The 18585-nt window shown below is 35.1% G+C and carries 16 protein-coding genes and 1 tRNA gene; 5 read left to right on the forward strand and 12 right to left on the reverse strand.

Annotated features, from left to right (window positions below):
- Positions 1-5: 5 nt before the first annotated feature.
- A complete protein-coding gene (pdxA, locus tag ACNQGB_RS02115) occupies positions 6-1055 on the reverse strand; it encodes a 4-hydroxythreonine-4-phosphate dehydrogenase PdxA (RefSeq protein WP_417944957.1) in 1050 nt (349 codons plus the stop codon).
- A gap of 58 nt (positions 1056-1113) precedes the next feature.
- Here pdxA and ACNQGB_RS02120 point away from each other — a divergent pair, with 58 nt between their 5' ends.
- A complete protein-coding gene (locus ACNQGB_RS02120; protein WP_417944904.1) occupies positions 1114-1698 on the forward strand; it encodes a riboflavin synthase in 585 nt (194 codons plus the stop codon).
- Positions 1699-1811: 113 nt separating this feature from the next.
- Here ACNQGB_RS02120 and ACNQGB_RS02125 read toward each other — a convergent pair whose 3' ends face one another.
- The 3 genes from ACNQGB_RS02125 to mce form a co-directional block, all read right to left on the reverse strand.
- Entirely contained in the window at positions 1812-2039 is a 228-nt protein-coding gene (locus ACNQGB_RS02125) for a hypothetical protein (protein ID WP_417944906.1), read from the reverse strand.
- 152 nt (positions 2040-2191) lie between these two features.
- Positions 2192-2265, reverse strand: a tRNA-Ile gene (locus tag ACNQGB_RS02130).
- A 142-nt stretch (positions 2266-2407) separates the two neighbouring features.
- Positions 2408-2809 (reverse strand): methylmalonyl-CoA epimerase, encoded by a 402-nt coding sequence (mce, locus tag ACNQGB_RS02135; protein ID WP_417944908.1) that lies wholly within the window; start codon positions 2807-2809, stop codon positions 2408-2410.
- 211 nt (positions 2810-3020) lie between these two features.
- On the opposite strand from mce, the gene ACNQGB_RS02140 reads away from it, so the two are divergent.
- The gene (locus ACNQGB_RS02140; RefSeq protein WP_417944910.1) at positions 3021-4673 is read left to right on the forward strand and encodes an Ig-like domain-containing domain; all 1653 of its coding nucleotides are present in this window, start codon (positions 3021-3023) and stop codon (positions 4671-4673) included.
- Between the two features lie 3 nt (positions 4674-4676).
- Here ACNQGB_RS02140 and ACNQGB_RS02145 read toward each other — a convergent pair whose 3' ends face one another.
- The 4 genes from ACNQGB_RS02145 to ACNQGB_RS02160 all read right to left on the reverse strand — a co-directional run bounded on the left by ACNQGB_RS02145 (position 4677) and on the right by ACNQGB_RS02160 (position 9214).
- Complete coding sequence (locus ACNQGB_RS02145; RefSeq protein WP_417944912.1) at positions 4677-5447, reverse strand: nitrilase family protein; 771 nt, start codon at positions 5445-5447, stop codon at positions 4677-4679.
- Between the two features lie 270 nt (positions 5448-5717).
- On the reverse strand, positions 5718-6464 hold the full coding sequence (locus ACNQGB_RS02150) for a succinate dehydrogenase/fumarate reductase iron-sulfur subunit (RefSeq protein ID WP_417944914.1): 747 nt from the start codon (positions 6462-6464) through the stop codon (positions 5718-5720).
- A gap of 70 nt (positions 6465-6534) precedes the next feature.
- Entirely contained in the window at positions 6535-8535 is a 2001-nt protein-coding gene (locus tag ACNQGB_RS02155) for a fumarate reductase/succinate dehydrogenase flavoprotein subunit (protein ID WP_417944916.1), read from the reverse strand.
- Between the two features lie 13 nt (positions 8536-8548).
- Positions 8549-9214, reverse strand: coding sequence for a succinate dehydrogenase cytochrome b subunit (locus tag ACNQGB_RS02160; protein WP_417944918.1), 666 nt, complete (start codon positions 9212-9214; stop codon positions 8549-8551).
- 369 nt (positions 9215-9583) lie between these two features.
- Here ACNQGB_RS02160 and ACNQGB_RS02165 point away from each other — a divergent pair, with 369 nt between their 5' ends.
- The gene (locus ACNQGB_RS02165; RefSeq protein WP_417944920.1) at positions 9584-10945 is read left to right on the forward strand and encodes a hydroxymethylglutaryl-CoA synthase family protein; all 1362 of its coding nucleotides are present in this window, start codon (positions 9584-9586) and stop codon (positions 10943-10945) included.
- Between the two features lie 111 nt (positions 10946-11056).
- On the opposite strand, the gene ACNQGB_RS02170 is transcribed toward ACNQGB_RS02165, so the two are convergent.
- From ACNQGB_RS02170 to ACNQGB_RS02185, 4 genes are all read right to left on the reverse strand, one after another.
- Positions 11057-11521 (reverse strand): hypothetical protein, encoded by a 465-nt coding sequence (locus ACNQGB_RS02170; RefSeq protein ID WP_417944922.1) that lies wholly within the window; start codon positions 11519-11521, stop codon positions 11057-11059.
- Positions 11522-11705: 184 nt separating this feature from the next.
- Positions 11706-12143, reverse strand: a complete 438-nt coding sequence (locus tag ACNQGB_RS02175; protein ID WP_417944924.1) for a hypothetical protein — start codon at positions 12141-12143, stop codon at positions 11706-11708.
- A gap of 4 nt (positions 12144-12147) precedes the next feature.
- Entirely contained in the window at positions 12148-13677 is a 1530-nt protein-coding gene (locus tag ACNQGB_RS02180) for a hypothetical protein (RefSeq protein ID WP_417944926.1), read from the reverse strand.
- Between the two features lie 273 nt (positions 13678-13950).
- Positions 13951-15432, reverse strand: a complete 1482-nt coding sequence (locus ACNQGB_RS02185) for a helix-turn-helix domain-containing protein (RefSeq protein WP_417944928.1) — start codon at positions 15430-15432, stop codon at positions 13951-13953.
- Between the two features lie 161 nt (positions 15433-15593).
- Here ACNQGB_RS02185 and aceB point away from each other — a divergent pair, with 161 nt between their 5' ends.
- Positions 15594-17195, forward strand: coding sequence for a malate synthase A (gene aceB, locus ACNQGB_RS02190; protein WP_417944930.1), 1602 nt, complete (start codon positions 15594-15596; stop codon positions 17193-17195).
- A gap of 72 nt (positions 17196-17267) precedes the next feature.
- On the forward strand, positions 17268-18548 hold the full coding sequence (gene aceA / locus ACNQGB_RS02195) for an isocitrate lyase (RefSeq protein ID WP_417944932.1): 1281 nt from the start codon (positions 17268-17270) through the stop codon (positions 18546-18548).
- Positions 18549-18585: the final 37 nt, after the last annotated feature.

The following is an 18585-nucleotide window of genomic DNA, read 5'->3' on the forward strand; positions in this document are numbered from 1 at the left end:
TTTGTTCACAACTGTTTTTCTTTTGTTTTCAAAGGCTTTGCACTGATTTCGGCATATTGATTTCTAGAATGATAAATATCAATTGCTAAATAAACAGCCTCTTTGAATGAATTGAAATCAGCAACTCCTTTTCCTGCAATATCAAAAGCAGTTCCGTGATCCGGCGAAGTCCTTATTTTATTTAAACCTGCTGTATAATTTACTCCATTCCCAAAAGACAATGTTTTAAAAGGAATTAGTCCTTGATCATGGTAGGCTGCAATAATAGCGTCATATTTCTCATATTGATTGCTGCCAAAAAAACCATCTGCGGCAAAAGGTCCAAAAACTAAAGTTCCTTTATCAAACATCTTTTTTAAGGTTGGCTTGATCACCAAATCATCTTCGGTACCAATAACGCCACCGTCGCCACAATGCGGATTCAATCCTAAAACCGCAATTTTAGGCTTATTTATACTAAAATCTCGTACCAATGATTGTTTAACCGTTTCAATTTTTCTTTTGATCAACTCTTCTGTAAGATGAGAAGCTACCTCACTCAACGGAATATGATCGGTCAACAGTCCTACTCGTAAATTATCCTGAACCATAAGCATAAGAGCATTGCCCTCTAGTTCTTGATCCAAATAATCTGTATGACCCGGGAATTTAAAATCCTCCGACTGGATGTTATATTTATTGATAGGCGCGGTCACCAACACATCTATAAGATCGTCTTTTAAGGCTTTTGTTGCTGCAACAAATGATTTTATAGCATACTCACCCGCCTTTGGATCACCAACACCAAAATTCAGATCGACTCCCTCTTTCCAAACATTTAAAACATTGATTTTTCCGGGAACAATTTGATCCAGCTTATCAATTCCGTGTAATACTGAGTCAGATTGAAAACTTTTCTTGACAAAGGACAACAACTTAACATTAGCAAAGATAACAGGTGTGCATAACTCTAGCATGCGCGTATCCTCGAATGCCTTTAAAACAACCTCGCTTCCGATACCGTTTAAATCTCCTATAGAAATTCCAACTATTATATTTTCTGCTTTTTTCATAATGACATACCGTTATTTATTGCTAATTTTGAAGTGCAAATTTAGTAAAATAAAACAAGAAATGTTCACAGGAATAATAGAAACACTTGGCGTTATCCAAGAAATAAAAAAAGAAAATAGCAATATTCATATTACGATGAATTCTACTATTACAGGAGAATTACAAATTGATCAAAGCGTAGCGCATAATGGAATTTGCTTGACTGTCGTTGCAATAAATGATACTTTTTATACGGTAACTGCCATTGACGAAACAGTACAAAAAACAAATTTAGGTGATTGGAAAATTGGAGACACAGTGAATCTAGAACGAGCGATGAAACTTGGTGACAGGCTTGACGGCCACATCGTTCAAGGACATGTAGACCAGACAGGAACCTGTATTACTGCAAAACAAACTGACGGAAGCTGGCGTTACACCTTTAAATATGACGAAACACTAAACAATATCACTATCGAAAAGGGCTCTATCACTGTAAATGGTGTGAGTTTAACCGTAGTTGATTCCAAACAAAATGAGTTTAGCGTAGCTATTATCCCATACACTTACGAAAATACTACTTTTAAAAACTTCACAATTGGCACGAGGGTAAATCTGGAATTTGATGTAATTGGCAAATACGTTACAAGATTATACAACAAATAATTAAGATTGTATCGAAAAATCATGATATTTGACAGAGGCTCTGACTAACCATGTAAACTAAATAGAAACGATCCAAAAAAACAGCATTCTTAATAAAAAATAAAAACTCCACTTTAGATTGGAGTTTTTGTTTTATGCTGATAGCGGTATATAAAATAAATCCCAAAAAAAATAGCTAGAATTAGCACTAAGAAATTATCATCAATTGTCAATCCCGGTGGAGGTGGTGGTTTTCTTGCAGTTGGAGCGGGTGGTCCAGAACCTCCTGGCCCAGCAAAAAGATCCACAATCCCCAAAAGGAAAATGAGTATGAAATAAAGTTTGTTTAGTTTTATTGCCATTGATTCAAAGATACTAATTTTATGGAAGATTTATTAAACCATAAGTAGAAATTATCTACGATAGTAAAAAATAAATGTACGCTTTTTTTGTTAAATTGGTTTTAAGTAAAAAAATAAACCCCTCAATATCAGCAGATATGAGGGGTTTTTTGTGGTCCCACCTGGGCTCGAACCAGGGACCACCTGATTATGAGTCAGGTGCTCTAACCAGCTGAGCTATAGGACCGGTTTAGAATGTGCAATATTACTACTATTTTTCATTTGCTCCAAATATTTTCCACTTAGATTTGAATATAGTTTAATTATTACTTTATTCCAAAAAGAAACTAACTGACAATTAGAATACTACCCTCTCGCGAAACATTAAATTATTTTATTTCCTGACACAACTCTATCAAAACACCGTTTGTACTTTTTGGATGCAAAAATGCAACTAACTTGTTGTCAGCGCCTTTTTTTGGAATTTCATTTAAAACAATAAACCCTTCCTTTTGTAAACGCGCTATTTCACCAACAATATCTTCTACATCAAAAGCGATATGGTGAATTCCCTCTCCTTTTTTTTCGATAAACTTAGCAATCGGACTTTCTGGATTTGTTGCAGCAAGGAGCTCAATTTTATTAGGTCCACTCTTAAAAAAAGACGTGGTTACTCCCTCGCTTGCTACCTCTTCAAATTTATATGCGGGAACGCCAAAGAGTTTTTCGAAAACGCCATTCGAAATTTCCAAATCCTTAACAGCAATTCCTATGTGTTCTATTTTTCTCATTATTAGTACTATCTATTTTATGATGGATTATATTCTAACTGAAAACTAGTCATAACAAGACTTATTTTATGTAAAATTAAACATTAAGAAACACAAAAAGAAAAGCAGGCTAAAAAAGTAAGCAAAATTTAATACCTCATAATAAATCTATAAAAAGTTTCAATTGCATGAATTATAATTGTTATTTTGTAGATTCTAATTTAGATTTGATATGTTGAAAAACAATTTAAAATATACCTTTTTACTGTTGCTATTAATAACCATAGGATGCGCAAAAAGAGGCTCCATCACTGGTGGTTTAAAAGATACCATTGCACCAGTTTTGAAAGCAAGCTACCCAGAAAATTTTAGTAAAAACTTTAAAGGCAACGAAATTAAATTAGTTTTTGACGAAAACATTAAACTTAAAAATCTGAATAAGCAATTGATTATTTCACCGCCAATGAAATACGAACCCTTAATTCTACCTACAACTCCAAGCAAAACAATTACCATAAAAATCAAAGACACCTTGCAACCCAACACCACGTATAGTTTTAATTTTGGGCAAAGTATAGCTGACAATAACGAAGGAAATCCGTTCAATCAATTTAAGTATGTGTTTTCTACTGGAAATTATATTGACTCCTTAAGCCTTCGCGGCAAGGTAAAAAGCGCTTACGAAAAAGAAGTGGAATCATTTGTTTCGGTCCTGTTGTATGAAGTAAATGATACTTTTACCGATTCTATTGTATATAATCAGACTCCAAAATATGTAACCAATACCCTGGATAGTTTAAAGACTTTTCAACTTGAGAATTTAAAAGCAGGGAAATATCTTCTGGTAGCTCTTAAAGACTACAATAGCAACAATAAATACAATCCAAAAACAGATAAAATTGGGTTTATAAAAGAGCTGATTACGATTCCAAACGACACGGTTTACGAATTAGAATTGTTCAAAGAAAAACTTCCGTTTAAAACCTTTAAACCAACTCAAGCATCTGGAAATCGTTTGTTGATGGGCTTTGAAGGAAAACTAAACAATGGAAAAGATAGGCCAAAAACAATTTTAAAAAATGGTACCGACGATTTAACACATATAGTAACTAAATTTCCTAAAAAAGACTCACTTCAAATTTGGTTCAAACCTATCAAAACCGATTCGTTGCGTTTGGCTGTGGCCAAAGATAAATATGAGGCGAATTTTACCTTTAAAATTAAAGATCAGAAAAAAGACACTTTAAATCTTAGTGCTTTACAAATTAATGATTTAAAATTTAGAGATCGATTTACAATAGAAAGTAGCACGCCACTAGCAACCGTAGAAAATTCAAAAATAAGCTTGCTCAACAAAGCAAAAATTGCAGTTCCTTTTACTACTGAATACGATGATTATAATCAAAAACTGTACTTTGATTTCAAAAAAGAACCTTCAGAAAATTATACGATCAAAATATTACCGGGAGCATTAACTGATTTTTTCGAAAAATCAAATGATACGCTCAACTTCAAACTAAACACCAAACCTGTTGAAGATTACGGGAACCTTACCGTTGTTTTAGCAAATGTCAAACAATTCCCTGTAATCATTGAACTTACAAATGAAAAAGGTGATGTTTTAGCCAGTGAATTTACCGAAGAAAAAACTACAATAAACTTTAACCTTATTGATCCAGCACTATACAGCTTACGCGCTATTTATGATGCCAACAAAAATAAGGAATGGGATTCCGGTAACTATTTAGAGAAACTTCAAGCTGAGGAAGTCATTTATTTTTCTAAAGAAATTGAAATTAGAGCCAATTGGGATTGGAACCAAATTTTTGATTTGAGTAAACCGTATCTGCCCGAACCCAAAAAGAAAGATGCAAAAAGTAAATAAAAATTAATCCAGCTGAATTTCAAATACATCTCGATCATTCAAAAAACCTAATTTCTGCCTGGTTTCAAGCATCGCTTGCTTGTCTAAAACAATAGAAAAAGTGCCTTCAGATTCTTCTGGCTCTAAGACATAATTACCAAGATAATCGACTGCTTGTGTATGACCAATATATTCGTACCCATTTGCATCAGTCCCCAATCTATTAACTCCAATGCTAAAACTCATGTTTTCAATGGCACGAGCTTTTAGCAAAGCATCCCAAGCATTAGTCCTTACTTTTGGCCAACTTGCAACATAAATCAATAGATCGTAATCATCGGCATATCTTGAAAATGCAGGGAAACGTAAATCATAGCAAATCAGTGGGCAAATTTTCCAACCCATATATTCGATACTAACTTTTTGATTGCCTCGCGTGTATGCCTTGTCTTCACCAGAAAGCGTAAACAAATGTCTTTTGTCATAATACTGAATTTCCCCTGATGGAAATACAAAAACCAATCGGTTATAAAACGTATTGTTTTCAGCAATAACTAAACTTCCTGTTATGGCACAGTTTCTGGCTTTCGCCAAAGTTTGAAGCCAAGTAACCGTATCGCCCTGCATCGTTTCGGCAACTGCTGTAGGATTCATGGTGAACCCGCTGGTAAACATTTCTGGGAGCACAATTAAATCTACGTCATTAGGAATTGCATTGATTTTTTGTTCGAAATGGTTTCTATTTGCCTCTGGATTTTCCCAAACTAGAACCGATTGAATTAAGGATACTTTCATTGTATTTATTTGTTTTTATAAAGGTAAAAAAAGGAACTTATACTGAAACTCATCGTTGCAACATTTTAAAAATTAAATTAGAATTTTAGCAACAGTTCACTTTTGGGTGAGGGATAGTAGTGAAAATCCTTTTATGAAATGCAATGAAATAAAAGATTGCAACGGATAGCGCGACTTTTTCTTGGCTTTTCGCCTAGAAAAAGACACCTCCAAAAACAAAAAACGCATTCAAATTAATGAATGCGTTTTTAAAAAATCTATTTTAAAGTTTTATCCTTTTAGACTTGCAGACAAATATTCTCTATTCATTCTGGCAATATTCTCTAAAGAAATTCCTTTAGGACATTCTACTTCGCATGCTCCAGTATTGGTACAGTTACCAAAACCTTCGGCATCCATTTGCGCTACCATGTTCAACACACGATCCGCAGCTTCGATTTTACCTTGTGGCAATAAAGCATATTGGGACACTTTTGCCGACACAAATAGCATTGCAGAGGAGTTTTTACATGACGCGACACAAGCTCCGCAACCAATACAAGTTGCTGCATCAAAAGCTCTATCAGCATCGTGTTTAGGGATTGGAATCGCATTTGCATCAGTCGGATTTCCTGAGGTGTTGATGGAAACAAAACCACCTGCTTGCTGAATTCTATCAAATGCACTTCTGTCTACCACTAAATCTTTGATTACTGGAAACGCTTTTGCTCTAAAAGGCTCAATAAAAATGGTGTCTCCATCCTTGAACATTCTCATGTGCAACTGACAAGTAGGTACGCGTCTGTCTGGACCGTGAGCCTCACCGTTGATGTACAACGAGCAAGAACCGCAAATTCCTTCGCGACAATCGTGGTCAAAAGATACTGGAAGATCTCCTTTGTTGATTAAACCTTCGTTTAGAACGTCTAACATTTCAAGAAAAGACATATCCTCTTCGATTCCATCTACTGGATATTCAACGATTTTACCTTCTGCTTTGGCGTTGGCTTGACGCCATATTTTTAATGTAAGTTTCATATTTTCTTTCGTTTGAAAGTCTAAGAGCTTTAGGAAGAAGCAAACCTTCTTGTTGCCCTAGGACTGATTCCTATTTATAACTACGCGTTACTAGTTTAACATTTTCATACACGAGTGGCTCTTTGTGCAGAACAGCTTCGCTTGGCTTACCAACGTACTCCCAAGCAGCAACGTAAGCAAAATTTTCATCATCTCGTTGTGCTTCACCATCTTCAGATTGGTACTCCTCACGGAAGTGTCCACCACAAGATTCATTACGATGTAAGGCATCTTTTGCAAACAATTCACCTAGTTCTAAGAAATCAGCAACGCGACCTGCTTTGTCTAATTCTTGATTAAAACTATTAGCATCACCTGGTACTTTTACGTCTTTGTAAAACTCTTCTCTTAACGCTGCAATTTCTTCGATTGCTTCTGTTAATCCTTTAGCATTACGAGCCATACCTACTTTGTTCCACATGATTTTTCCTAATTTCTTATGGAAATAATCTACAGAATGCGTACCATTATTTGTGATAAAACGTTCAATACGCGCTTTTACATTTTTCTCTGCTTCTTCAAATTCAGGTAAGTCTGTTGAGATTTTACCCGTTTTAATATCTGGAGCTAAATAATCCCCTATTGTATAAGGCAATACAAAATAACCATCTGCTAAACCTTGCATTAAAGCAGAAGCTCCTAGTCTATTGGCTCCGTGATCAGAGAAATTAGACTCTCCAATAGAGAAACATCCAGGAATTGTAGTTTGTAAGTTATAATCAACCCAAGTTCCTCCCATGGTATAGTGTACTGCAGGGTAAATCATCATTGGGGTAACGTATGGATCTTCGTCTACGATTTTCTCATACATTTGGAATAAATTCCCATATTTGTTAGCAACAGTCGCAGCACCTAATTTAGTTACTAAAGCAGTATCATTTGCATCTAAACCTTTTACATACGCTTGCTCTTTTCCGTAACGTTCAATTGCAGCAGCAAAGTCTAAATAAACCGCCTCACCTGTTTTGTTAACTCCAAATCCAGCATCACATCTTTCTTTGGCAGCACGAGAAGCAATATCTCTAGGAACTAAATTACCAAAAGCAGGGTAACGTCTTTCTAAATAATAATCCCTTTCTGCTTCAGACAAATCTGTTGGTTTCTTTTTCCCTTCACGAATCGCTTGTGCATCTTCTAATTTTGCAGGAACCCAAATACGTCCGTCATTACGCAAAGACTCTGACATCAATGTTAATTTAGACTGGTGATCTCCTGAAACGGGGATACAAGTAGGGTGTATTTGTGTGTAGCAAGGATTGGCAAAAAAAGCTCCTTTTTTATGGATTTTCCATGCAGCAGTTGCATTACTACCCATCGCATAAGTCGATAAGAAAAATACATTTCCGTATCCTCCAGAGGCAATAACTACAGCGTGTGCTGAATGTCTTTCTATTTCTCCTGTAACTAAATCACGAGCAATAATTCCTCTCGCTTTACCGTCAATCACTACCAAATCTTGCATTTCGTGACGGGTGTACGATTTAATTTTTCCACGACCAATCTGACGGTTCATTGCAGAATAAGCACCTAGTAATAATTGTTGTCCTGTTTGTCCTTTGGCATAAAAAGTTCTCGCTACCAAAGTCCCTCCAAAAGAGCGGTTATCAAGTAGTCCACCGTATTCACGTGCCAATGGTACACCTTGCATTACGCATTGGTCAATAATATTTACAGAAACCTCAGCTAGTCTGTGCACATTAGCTTCTCTTGAGCGGTAATCTCCTCCTTTTACAGTATCGTAAAACAAGCGGAAAGTTGAATCTCCATCTCCTTGATAATTTTTTGCAGCATTAATTCCCCCTTGTGCAGCAATAGAGTGTGCACGACGTGGTGAATCTTGAAAGCAAAATGATTTTACGTTATATCCTAATTCAGCTAAGGTTGCAGCCGCAGAGCTACCTGCAAGACCTGTACCAACAACAATAATATCAATATTACGCTTGTTAGCTGGATTTACTAAATTAATATGATCTTTATAATTTGTCCACTTGTCCGCTATTGGACCAGCTGGAATTTTTGAATCTAATGCCATTTATAATTTAATATTAATGATTAAAATGATGAAATAATGCAATAAAAATGAACCCAAAAGGAACTACGATTGCAAAAGCATATCCGAAACCTTTTAATGATCTTGAATACTTATTATTAAACCCAACGGATTGAAAAGAAGAACTGAACCCGTGCCACAAGTGCAATGATAATAATAGAAATGATAGGGAATATAATCCGGTACGAATTGGACTTTCAAATTTTTCAGCTAATTCATGAAAATATCTTGTTTCATTCAACGGACTAACATCTACATACTTATACACCATTTCTGGAACCCAAAAATCGTAAAAATGCACCAAAATGAATGCAAGAACAACTGATCCAGAAATAATCATGTTTCTTGATGCCCAAGGAGAACTCGCTGCCCCGTTATTCTTTACGTACTTGATTGGTCTCGCAGCACGGTTTTTAAAATCTAGAACAAAACCCATAATGAAGTGAAAAATAACTCCAACAATTAGAACAGGTTGAATAACAAACTGAACCACAGGATTATTTCCCATGAAATGAGATATAGAGTTAAAAGTATCGGCACTGAAAACCGATGTCATATTGATAAAAAAGTGCTGTGCTAGAAACAACATCAAAAAAAGTCCTGAAAGTGCCATAGCTACTTTTTTTGCTATTGACGATTTCAATAATGCAGATTTTGCCATAAGATTTATATAATTTGTTTTAAAAAATTATACAAAAATAAGTCAATTAGACAGTAACTACAACCTTTTCGCTGTTATTTATAATGATTTTAAAGTGTTTTATGCAGAAAATCAAGAAATCCCTAATTAGCTTTCAAAAATATAAAAACCTCCTTAAAAACGATTAGACAAAAAAGAAAAAAACCTTAAATACCTCGTCACGAAATTGATATAAACCAAGCTTCAATTAGCGCTTAAAATAGTAATTCAATAGTTTTTACTATGCTTTATTTCCAATTTAGTAAAAACGCAGATGAAGTTAATTTTATGTATTAAAAAATGATGGTTTCAGAGTTCTGCATTTATAACTTTACTCTTAAAAATTGAAGTATGAAAACCGGAATTGACGCAATAACTTTTGATGTAGCAAAAATACATTTATCGATACGCACATTGGCGAATGCAAGATCTATTGAACCCGAAAAATTAGAGAAAGGATTAGGGCTACTCAAAATGACATTGCCAGATGTTCACCAAGATGCTGTAGTTTTTGGCGCCAACGCATTGACTAAATTAATTGTAGATCACAATATTGATCTTACCGATATCGCCCGAATTTATGTTGGAACTGAAAGTGCTATAGACAGCTCTAAACCAATAAGCTCTTTTCTAGTAGCCTTGATGGAACAAAAATTTGGCGCAAATACTTTAGCCTCCTGTGATGTGGTCGATTTTACTTTTGCTTGTATTGCTGGCGTAGATGCCATGCAAAACTGTCTTGATTTTATACGGTTGAACCCCACGAAAAAAGCAATTGTTGTTGCAACCGATTTTGCTAAATACGATTTAAATTCTACTGGCGAATACACGCAAGGCGCAGGCGCACTAGCAATGCTGCTTACCGCCAATCCCAGAATTATTGCCTTTGAAAACCATTGGGCGACCAGTACCAAAGGCGTTTTTGATTTCTTTAAACCGCACCGAACCCTTTCTAAAAAAGAAATCACTGGCAATGCAACAAATGAACCTTGGTTTGACAATTTAGAAAGTGAAATAGAAATCCATAAAGACCAACCCATATTTGATGGCCAATACTCCAATCAGTGCTATATGGACAGGACCAAAGATGCTTATTTCTCCTGTAAGAAATTAAAAAACTCTGGTGAGACATTATATGATTCTTGGAAAAGTATTGTCATGCACTTACCGTACGCCTATCAAGGACGACGCATGCTAACTGAAATTTATGCTTTGGATGCTTCCAATGCAACTATTACAGGTACTGAAGATGCTGAGGAGTACCAAAAAAAGTTAAAAGAAATCAGTAAATCTGGGACTTACAAAGCGTTTGTAACTGAAAAATTAATGCCCGCAGAAACTGCTTCGTCCTTGATAGGAAATCTTTATACAGGATCTATTTTTATGGGCTTATTATCGACTTTAGCACATTTTAACGATACTCAAAAAGAAATAGCTGGAAGTATATTTGGTTTCTTAGCCTACGGAAGCGGATCAAAATCAAAAGTTTTCGAAGGAACCATCCAACAAGACTGGCAATTTGCCCTAAAAGACGTAAACCTCTTTGAGACTTTAAAAAAAAGCTTTGAAATAGACTTTGAAACCTATGAAAAACTGCATAAAAAAGAACAAAAAATCAGCGTTTGCGCCCCAAAAAACGAATGGATTTTGGATCGTATTGAGAGCGAAAACTCCAACTTACTAGGAGCTCGTTATTACAAATGGGTGGAGTAATAAAATCTTTAACATATTGAATTTTCAATACAAGTTTATTACAAAAGAAAAGGCTTTCTCCAATTTTTGAAGACAGCCTTTTTTACAACCTAAATCTCGTTTTTTATATTTTTAATTAGAATTCCCGCCACAATCTTGTGCGTTTAGATAATCCTCTGGAGTGATGGTATAAACTTCGGTTTGCTCTGCACTAAAAACTGGATTAAAAATGTTTCTAGGTTGATTAAAACATTGATTTGTTGCTGTACATTCTTGATAAATCACCTTTTTTTTGTTATCAAAAAAAACCTCAATATGCGTTAAATTATTTTGAATTTTAGAGCTTGTTAAAGCTATATATTCCATTCTAGGCCCACCGCCATCAGGCGGCGTATCCGTGAATTGATATTTAATATCAGCCAGATTCTTTACAATTACCTTGTTACTTATATCCTTTACTCCATTGTAAAAAGGCATCATTTCTATAACAACTCCAGAATTATTACTGATGCGATAATTATAATTTCTATCTCCTCCTTGATCTGTACAACTTGTTGCCAATAAAACAACAATGATTATTGATACAATTTTTTTCATAATCTTAATCTTGCCAGTTGTTAAACAATTCATCTAAGTGAATTTCAGTTGGGTTATCGTATTTGTTTTCGATATTATCTTGCCATTGCAACCAAGATTTTGCACCAACTAAAGCAACTTATTCTTTTCTTACATTATTACAACCCTTTTCAGAGTTAGCTACGCTGTAAGGGTTTGAATGCTATTAATTACAATTCCCACCGCAATCTTGTGCGTTTTGAAAATCTTCTGGAGTAAAAGTAAATGTCACAGTGGTACCGCTTTTACAAAATGGGCTGTTAAATAATGGGTTTTGGTCACATATTTTACCATCATAAAAATCGTATTTTTGAAATTTAAGATTTTCATAATTTACAACAATTAAATCTCCATTAAAAAAAACTGCAAAATCATACCCTGATGGAGGTAAATTATCTTGAAATGTTTTAGTCAAACTTTGTCCATTATTTAAAACCATAACAATTGGGATGTCTCTTTTAGGATAAGTACTTCTGTATGAACTAATCTTAATATTTTTCCCGCTTTTATTTTCAATAGTATATTTGTAAAATTTACCGTTTCCTTGATCTGTGCAGCTTAAAAGCAGCAACGACACTAAATAAATATAGAGTAATTTTTTCATAATCTTAATCTTGCCAGTTGTTAAACAATTCATCTAAGTAAATTTCAGTTGGGTTATTGTATCTGTTTTTGATATTGTCACGCCATTCATTCCAAGAACTTGCACCAACTAAAGCAACTTGTAGTTGGCTTATTGTATAACCACTAACATTATCAATAGGATAAGTATTTCCAAAAAAATCTCTTTGATTCATGTTGTCAATCATATCGAATCCACATGAAGTATAAAGATTATCCTCTAATATAGTCTTTCTCTGCATGTTTCTATAGAAAAACCCATTTGTATTTCCATACTCATATGATGAATCACCAAATTTCGTTCTATACCTTTCCAAAGTCATTACAACTTCTACCGTTGTTGGCCAGGTTTCTAACAGTCTTCTATTTCTGTTTCTAATAGCTGCGCTGAAATCACCAAAGAAAGCATCTTTAACCAAAAGATCATAATTAATTCTATCTAAAACAGAATGTGCAGCATGGGTTAACTCATGTATCGTTGTGCCATAAATTTTATCTGCCGCACTACCCCATTCTTTTACAACAACTCTTGGATACAAACCAATTGTTAGCTCACTAGGCGTATGTATATGATATGAAGCACCAGCAACTTCTCTTGCTGCAATCTTCATTTGATTATTGGCAAATCCATTTCGTGGCGGAGAAATTAGTCCAAATCGATGACCATAATAATAATCATGTGCTGCTTGATGTATTAGGGCATGGTACTTATCATCACTATCGCCTGAACCATTATTGATGGTATAATTCCAAGCTTCGTCCTTTTTCATGGGTCCACGTAATTCCGCTTGAAATAAAGCACCATTACGTATACTGTAATCATAACGTTCCCATTGAATAATGTACCGTGCACTTCCTCTCACAGAACTTGTTTTAAAATAACCGTTTTCATCGGTAATGGCGTGCCTCACGGTAAAGCCTTGTCTAATTAAAACTTTTACACCAACAACTGGTACGTTTCTACCTGCTACTTCATCAAAAATTGAAATAGTCCCACTAGGCCACCATCTAGTTCCAAAAATCAATCGATTAGCAGGTGTTTTATCAGACTTTCCTTGATACTCATTACCCGTTAATCTGTAAGCCTCTTCCAATAATTCATCAAAAAATACTTGTCTCTTTTGAATAATTTTTTTATCTACTTTATTTTGTATCGTTAAACCATCATCAAAATAAGGATCTTCTTCTGGTATATAAAGCTGTTCTAAAGTTTGGTAATACGACTCGCTTGCTAAATCAGAGTCAATCTTTATAGCACTGTAATAAACAGGGAACTCATTAGGCGCTAATTGAGGTCTAGAGTCAAGAACTTGATCCGTAAACTCATAATCTAGTGGATAGTCAAATACAATTAAAGAACTATCTTGTTTTATTTCCGCTTCCTGAGCTGCTGATATAGGAGCTATCTCTACGTAAAGATAATTGGGATCTATTACAAAATCAGCAAAAGAGTCAACAGATTCTCTACTAGTAGCTGATTTTGATTTTTCTTTTAAGCTAATTAAAGCCTTTCTCATGTTCTTTAAAGCATAAGGGTTTTCTAATTTCTTACCATACTTAATATACTCTTTACGATCAATAGATGCAGCAGCATCTGAGATTTCAGTATTATCAGAACAAGAAACAATCAAAAATGAGCAAAATGCTAGCAAAATAAAATTGAAACGAATTGTTTTTTTCATTAAGTTGAGGGTTAGAAAATTAATTATCACGAAGATATTAAAATAATAATACAGAATAACCTTGCTAAATTATTTAACAATAATATAATACTAGGGCAACCAAATAAACTAACTGTACTTCGCTACATACTGCTCCACGATTAATGCTGTGTTTTCGTTACGCATTTTTTGCTCTAAATGAATCGGTGGCGAGGCTCTCTCCAAACAATCCTTAACCGCACACGTCTCGCAGGTAACACCTACAACTTGCTTTTGTACGGAATTGTTCTCCATAAATTTAAATTTCTTTTTCATTCCAGGCGTAATCAAAATTCCAACCGAAATACTTCGAATGCAATTGGTTTTGAAAGGATCAGGCGTGGCGGATGAAAAGACTAAATATTCATTTTTACTATTTTCATAACTGGAAATTTGCGCATCAAAAAAATGACTTTTCTTTTGCCTCAAAGACTCCTCAATAGTACGTATAGAAACCCAACGACGGCAATAATGCTCATTCATCTCGTTCGCGTGCGGTTCTTGCTGATTGGTAATGTGCAACTCTTTTTTTATCTGATACGTATCGGTTCCTATTTGATGTGACAAGCGTAGAAAAAAGAGATTTTTTAACTGAAAATCTTTAGGTAAAATATTTGTCAGTCTTTGATAAAAAGATTCAGGTGATACGTTAAAACTACTCATTAAAGCGACCATTTCTTGCGGTTTTGGATCTGATTTTGACAGAAAAACATTGAGTTCATCTATTAATTTTTGCCTAGGAATAAGCAAGGCACCTGCAAAATAAGAAGCGTAAAAATTATTGAGGACCTGATCAAAGTTATCAAACTTAATCCAACTGAACGTATACAATCGTTCTGTGATTTGGAGAAAATTATAAGCGATTTCTTTGGCTAATATAAAGGCTTTTTGTGGCTCGTCTATATCCTTTGAAAGTAGTAGTGTTTTACTTTTTGGAACAAAAATAGATCGCAAATCGCCCAACTGATCTTGCTCCGAAAAAACCAATTCTTCGATCGTATAACCATATTCTTCAATCAAAATTGCAGTCAGTTCTTCTATAGAAATTTGAACCTCCATATTAACATGAAACGATTGGAAAAACTGTATGACTTTTTGTTCTAAATCTTCAAAATAGTTGGTATGCGCTTCTTGATACGAACGCAAAGAAGCCAAAAAGAAACTCTCTCTTGTCAAGTTATAATGTTGTGCAATCTCAATAATAGTGCTGATAAACGCATTGACTTTTGCAGGAGCATTTGCAATAATATCAATCAAATCATTTTCCTGTATGCCAAAAAGATCCAACGGAATCTCTTTCAAAATACCTGATTTCAATATTTCACCAATTGGCGCCAAATTATTATCCAGCTTTAAAGACACCATACTATCATACGAAACCTCCAATTTCTCAGAAAGCAGAATGATTTTATCTGTTTTGGGATACTTTTTCCCTTTTTCAATTTCGTTTAAATACGATTTTGACAAATCGGTGATTTTGGCTAAGCCAAATAAGGATAAATTTTTATTCGTGCGTGCTTGCTTGAGTTTCAGTCCAAAAATCAGCTTGATATAATCCTTTTCTATGTTCATATTTCAAAGATACATCAAAAAAAATTGACGTCAAAAAAATTATTTTCAATTTTTAGCGTACGTTCGCTTGTTTTGTAAAAAACTTTTTGTAGTATTGCAGTGTTGAATAATTAAATATTCTTATCAAAAAGCCAATAAGTGTTTCATTAAATAAGTCAATCATGAATTTTAAAGAAGTATATTCAGATAATTTGTTAAATTTTTCAGAAGAAACTACGGAACGTTATCCGGAAATCTTAACTGATGAAGCAATGACTTTCTTGTCCTTACTTCATGAAAATTTCAATCCACAGCGACTTGTACTTTTAGAAAATCGAAAAAAACAACAAGCTTTATTTGACGCAGGCGCATTGCCCACTTTTCCTGCTGAAACTAAAAACATCAGAGAAAGTAATTGGCGTGCAGCGGCCATTCCTACTGATTTATTAGATCGACGAGTGGAAATAACTGGTCCTGTAGATCGAAAAATGGTTATTAATGCTCTCAATTCTGGCGCAAAAACCTTCATGGCTGATTTTGAAGACAGCACGTCACCTACATGGAGTAATTTAATGACGGGGCAACAAAATTTAAAAGACGCCGTAAATAAAACCATAAGTCTCGAGGATACAGTAAAAAACAAAAAATACAGCTTAAAAGATAAAACTGCCGTACTACTCGTTCGTCCAAGAGGTTTGCACTTATCTGAAAAAAATATACTTGTTAATGGTCAGCCACTTTCAGGTTCTCTGGTTGATTTTGGCTTATACGCATTTCACAATCACTTAGAACTAATTAAAAACGGCACGGCACCTTACTTTTATTTACCTAAACTCGAGCATTATTTAGAAGCAAGATGGTGGAATGAAGTGTTTGAATTAGCACAGGATTATTTGGGTGAACAAAATGGGACATTCAAAGCCACCGTTCTAATCGAAACGATAACGGCTAGTTTTCAATTGGACGAAATCATTTATGAGCTCAGAGATCATATTGTTGGTTTAAACTGCGGACGATGGGATTATATCTTTTCTTACATTAAAAAATTACGAAATAACCCAGCATTTATTGTTCCTAACAGAGATCAAGTGACCATGACTTCGCCTTTTATGAGTGCTTATTCCCAACTGGTGATTCAAAGATGTCACAAACGTTGCATTCACGCTATAGGTGGTATGGCAGCTCAGATTCCGATAAAAAATGATGAAGCAGCTAATGCCATTGCTTTCAACAAAGTAATAGCTGATAAAGAACGTGAGGTTAAAAATGGTCATGATGGCACCTGGGTAGCGCATCCCGATTTAGTTGCACTTGCCATGAACGTATTTGACCAACACATGCCTACCAAAAATCAAATTCACGTAAAACGAGAAGATATAAAAGTGACGGAACAGGACTTACTAGAAACTCCAAAAGGAACAATTACCGTAGAAGGGATTCGAAAAAACATCAGCATATCCGTTTTATACCTTGCTTCATGGCTCAACGGCCAAGGTGCAGCAGCATTACACAATTTGATGGAAGATGCCGCTACCGCTGAAATCTCAAGATCGCAATTATGGCAGTGGCTCCAAAACAAAGTGATTTTAGACAATGGAAAAATATTAAATGAAAGTTATTACCATCGCTTAGCCATGGAAGAATTTGAAAAAATAAGAAATTTAGTTGGGGATGAAAATCATGAAAAACAAAAATACAGACTGGCAGAACAATTATTGGACGAGCTAGTTGTAAACGACACCTTTATCGAATTTTTAACCCTTCCCGGATACAAATACATTTAAGATCAATAACAAATACACTACAATTAGCATCAACATACAATTATTAAACACCATTAAACTATTACAAATACTATGAAAACTACTGAAACAAGAATTCAAGAATTAGTTACCGACTGGATTACAAACCCAAGATGGAACGGCATCGAGCGCCCTTATACTGCTGAAGAAGTGGTGAAACTACAAGGATCGTATCAAATTGAACACAGTGTCGCCAGAATTGGAGCTAATACCTTGTGGAGTAAACTAAATTCTCAGGATTTTGTAGCTGGACTTGGCGCACTAACTGGAAATCAAGCCATTCAAGAAGTAGAAGCAGGATTAGACGCTATCTATTTGAGCGGATGGCAAGTAGCAGCAGATGCCAATGTTGCAGGGGAAATGTACCCTGACCAATCTTTATATCCTGCGAACAGCGTTCCATTAGTAGTAAAACGAATTAATAATGCACTTTTACGTGCAGACCAAATACAGGTAGTAAACGGAACTACAGACAAAAAAGACTACTTAGTTCCTATTGTTGCCGATGCCGAGGCAGGTTTTGGTGGAAACCTAAACGCTTTTGAGTTAATGAAGGCGATGATTGAAGCAGGAGCTGCAGGAGTTCACTTTGAAGACCAATTGAGTTCTGCAAAAAAATGTGGACACCTTGGTGGTAAAGTATTAGTTCCTACGCAAGAAGCTATCAATAAACTAATTGCAGCCCGTTTAGCCGCTGATGTTATGGGAACACCAACTATTGTAGTTGCCCGAACTGATGCTGATGCTGCCAACTTACTAACTAGCGACATTGATCCAAGAGATGCAAAATTCATCACGGGTGAAAAAACTGGAGAAGGATTTTTCTATGTAAACTGTGGCGTAGAACAAGGTATTGATAGAGGATTGAGTTACGCACCATACGCCGATTTGATTTGGATGGAAACCAGCAATCCGGATCTTGATTACGCAAGAAAATTTGCTGAAGGAATTCACGCAAAATTCCCAGGAAAAATGTTGGCATACAATTGTTCTCCATCATTTAATTGGGCCGCAAAATTATCAGTTGCTGAAATGGAAACGTTCCGCGAGGATCTTGCTGCAATGGGATACAAATTCCAATTCATTACTTTAGCTGGATTTCACGCGCTAAATACAAGTATGTTCGAATTGTCTAAAGCTTACAAAGAAAGAGGAATGGCCGGATATTCTGAATTGCAAGAAAGAGAATTTGCGTTGCAACAACACGGATTCAAAGCCGTAAAACACCAAGGTTTTGTAGGAACATCCTATTTTGATGCAGTACAAAACACCGTGACACTTGGTAAATCCTCTACAACTGCAATGAAAGACTCTACTGAAACTGCACAGTTTTAAAAATATTATGCTCCAAAAAAAAAGCACGATTCCAAAT

Source organism: Flavobacterium frigidum, assembly GCF_048286795.2.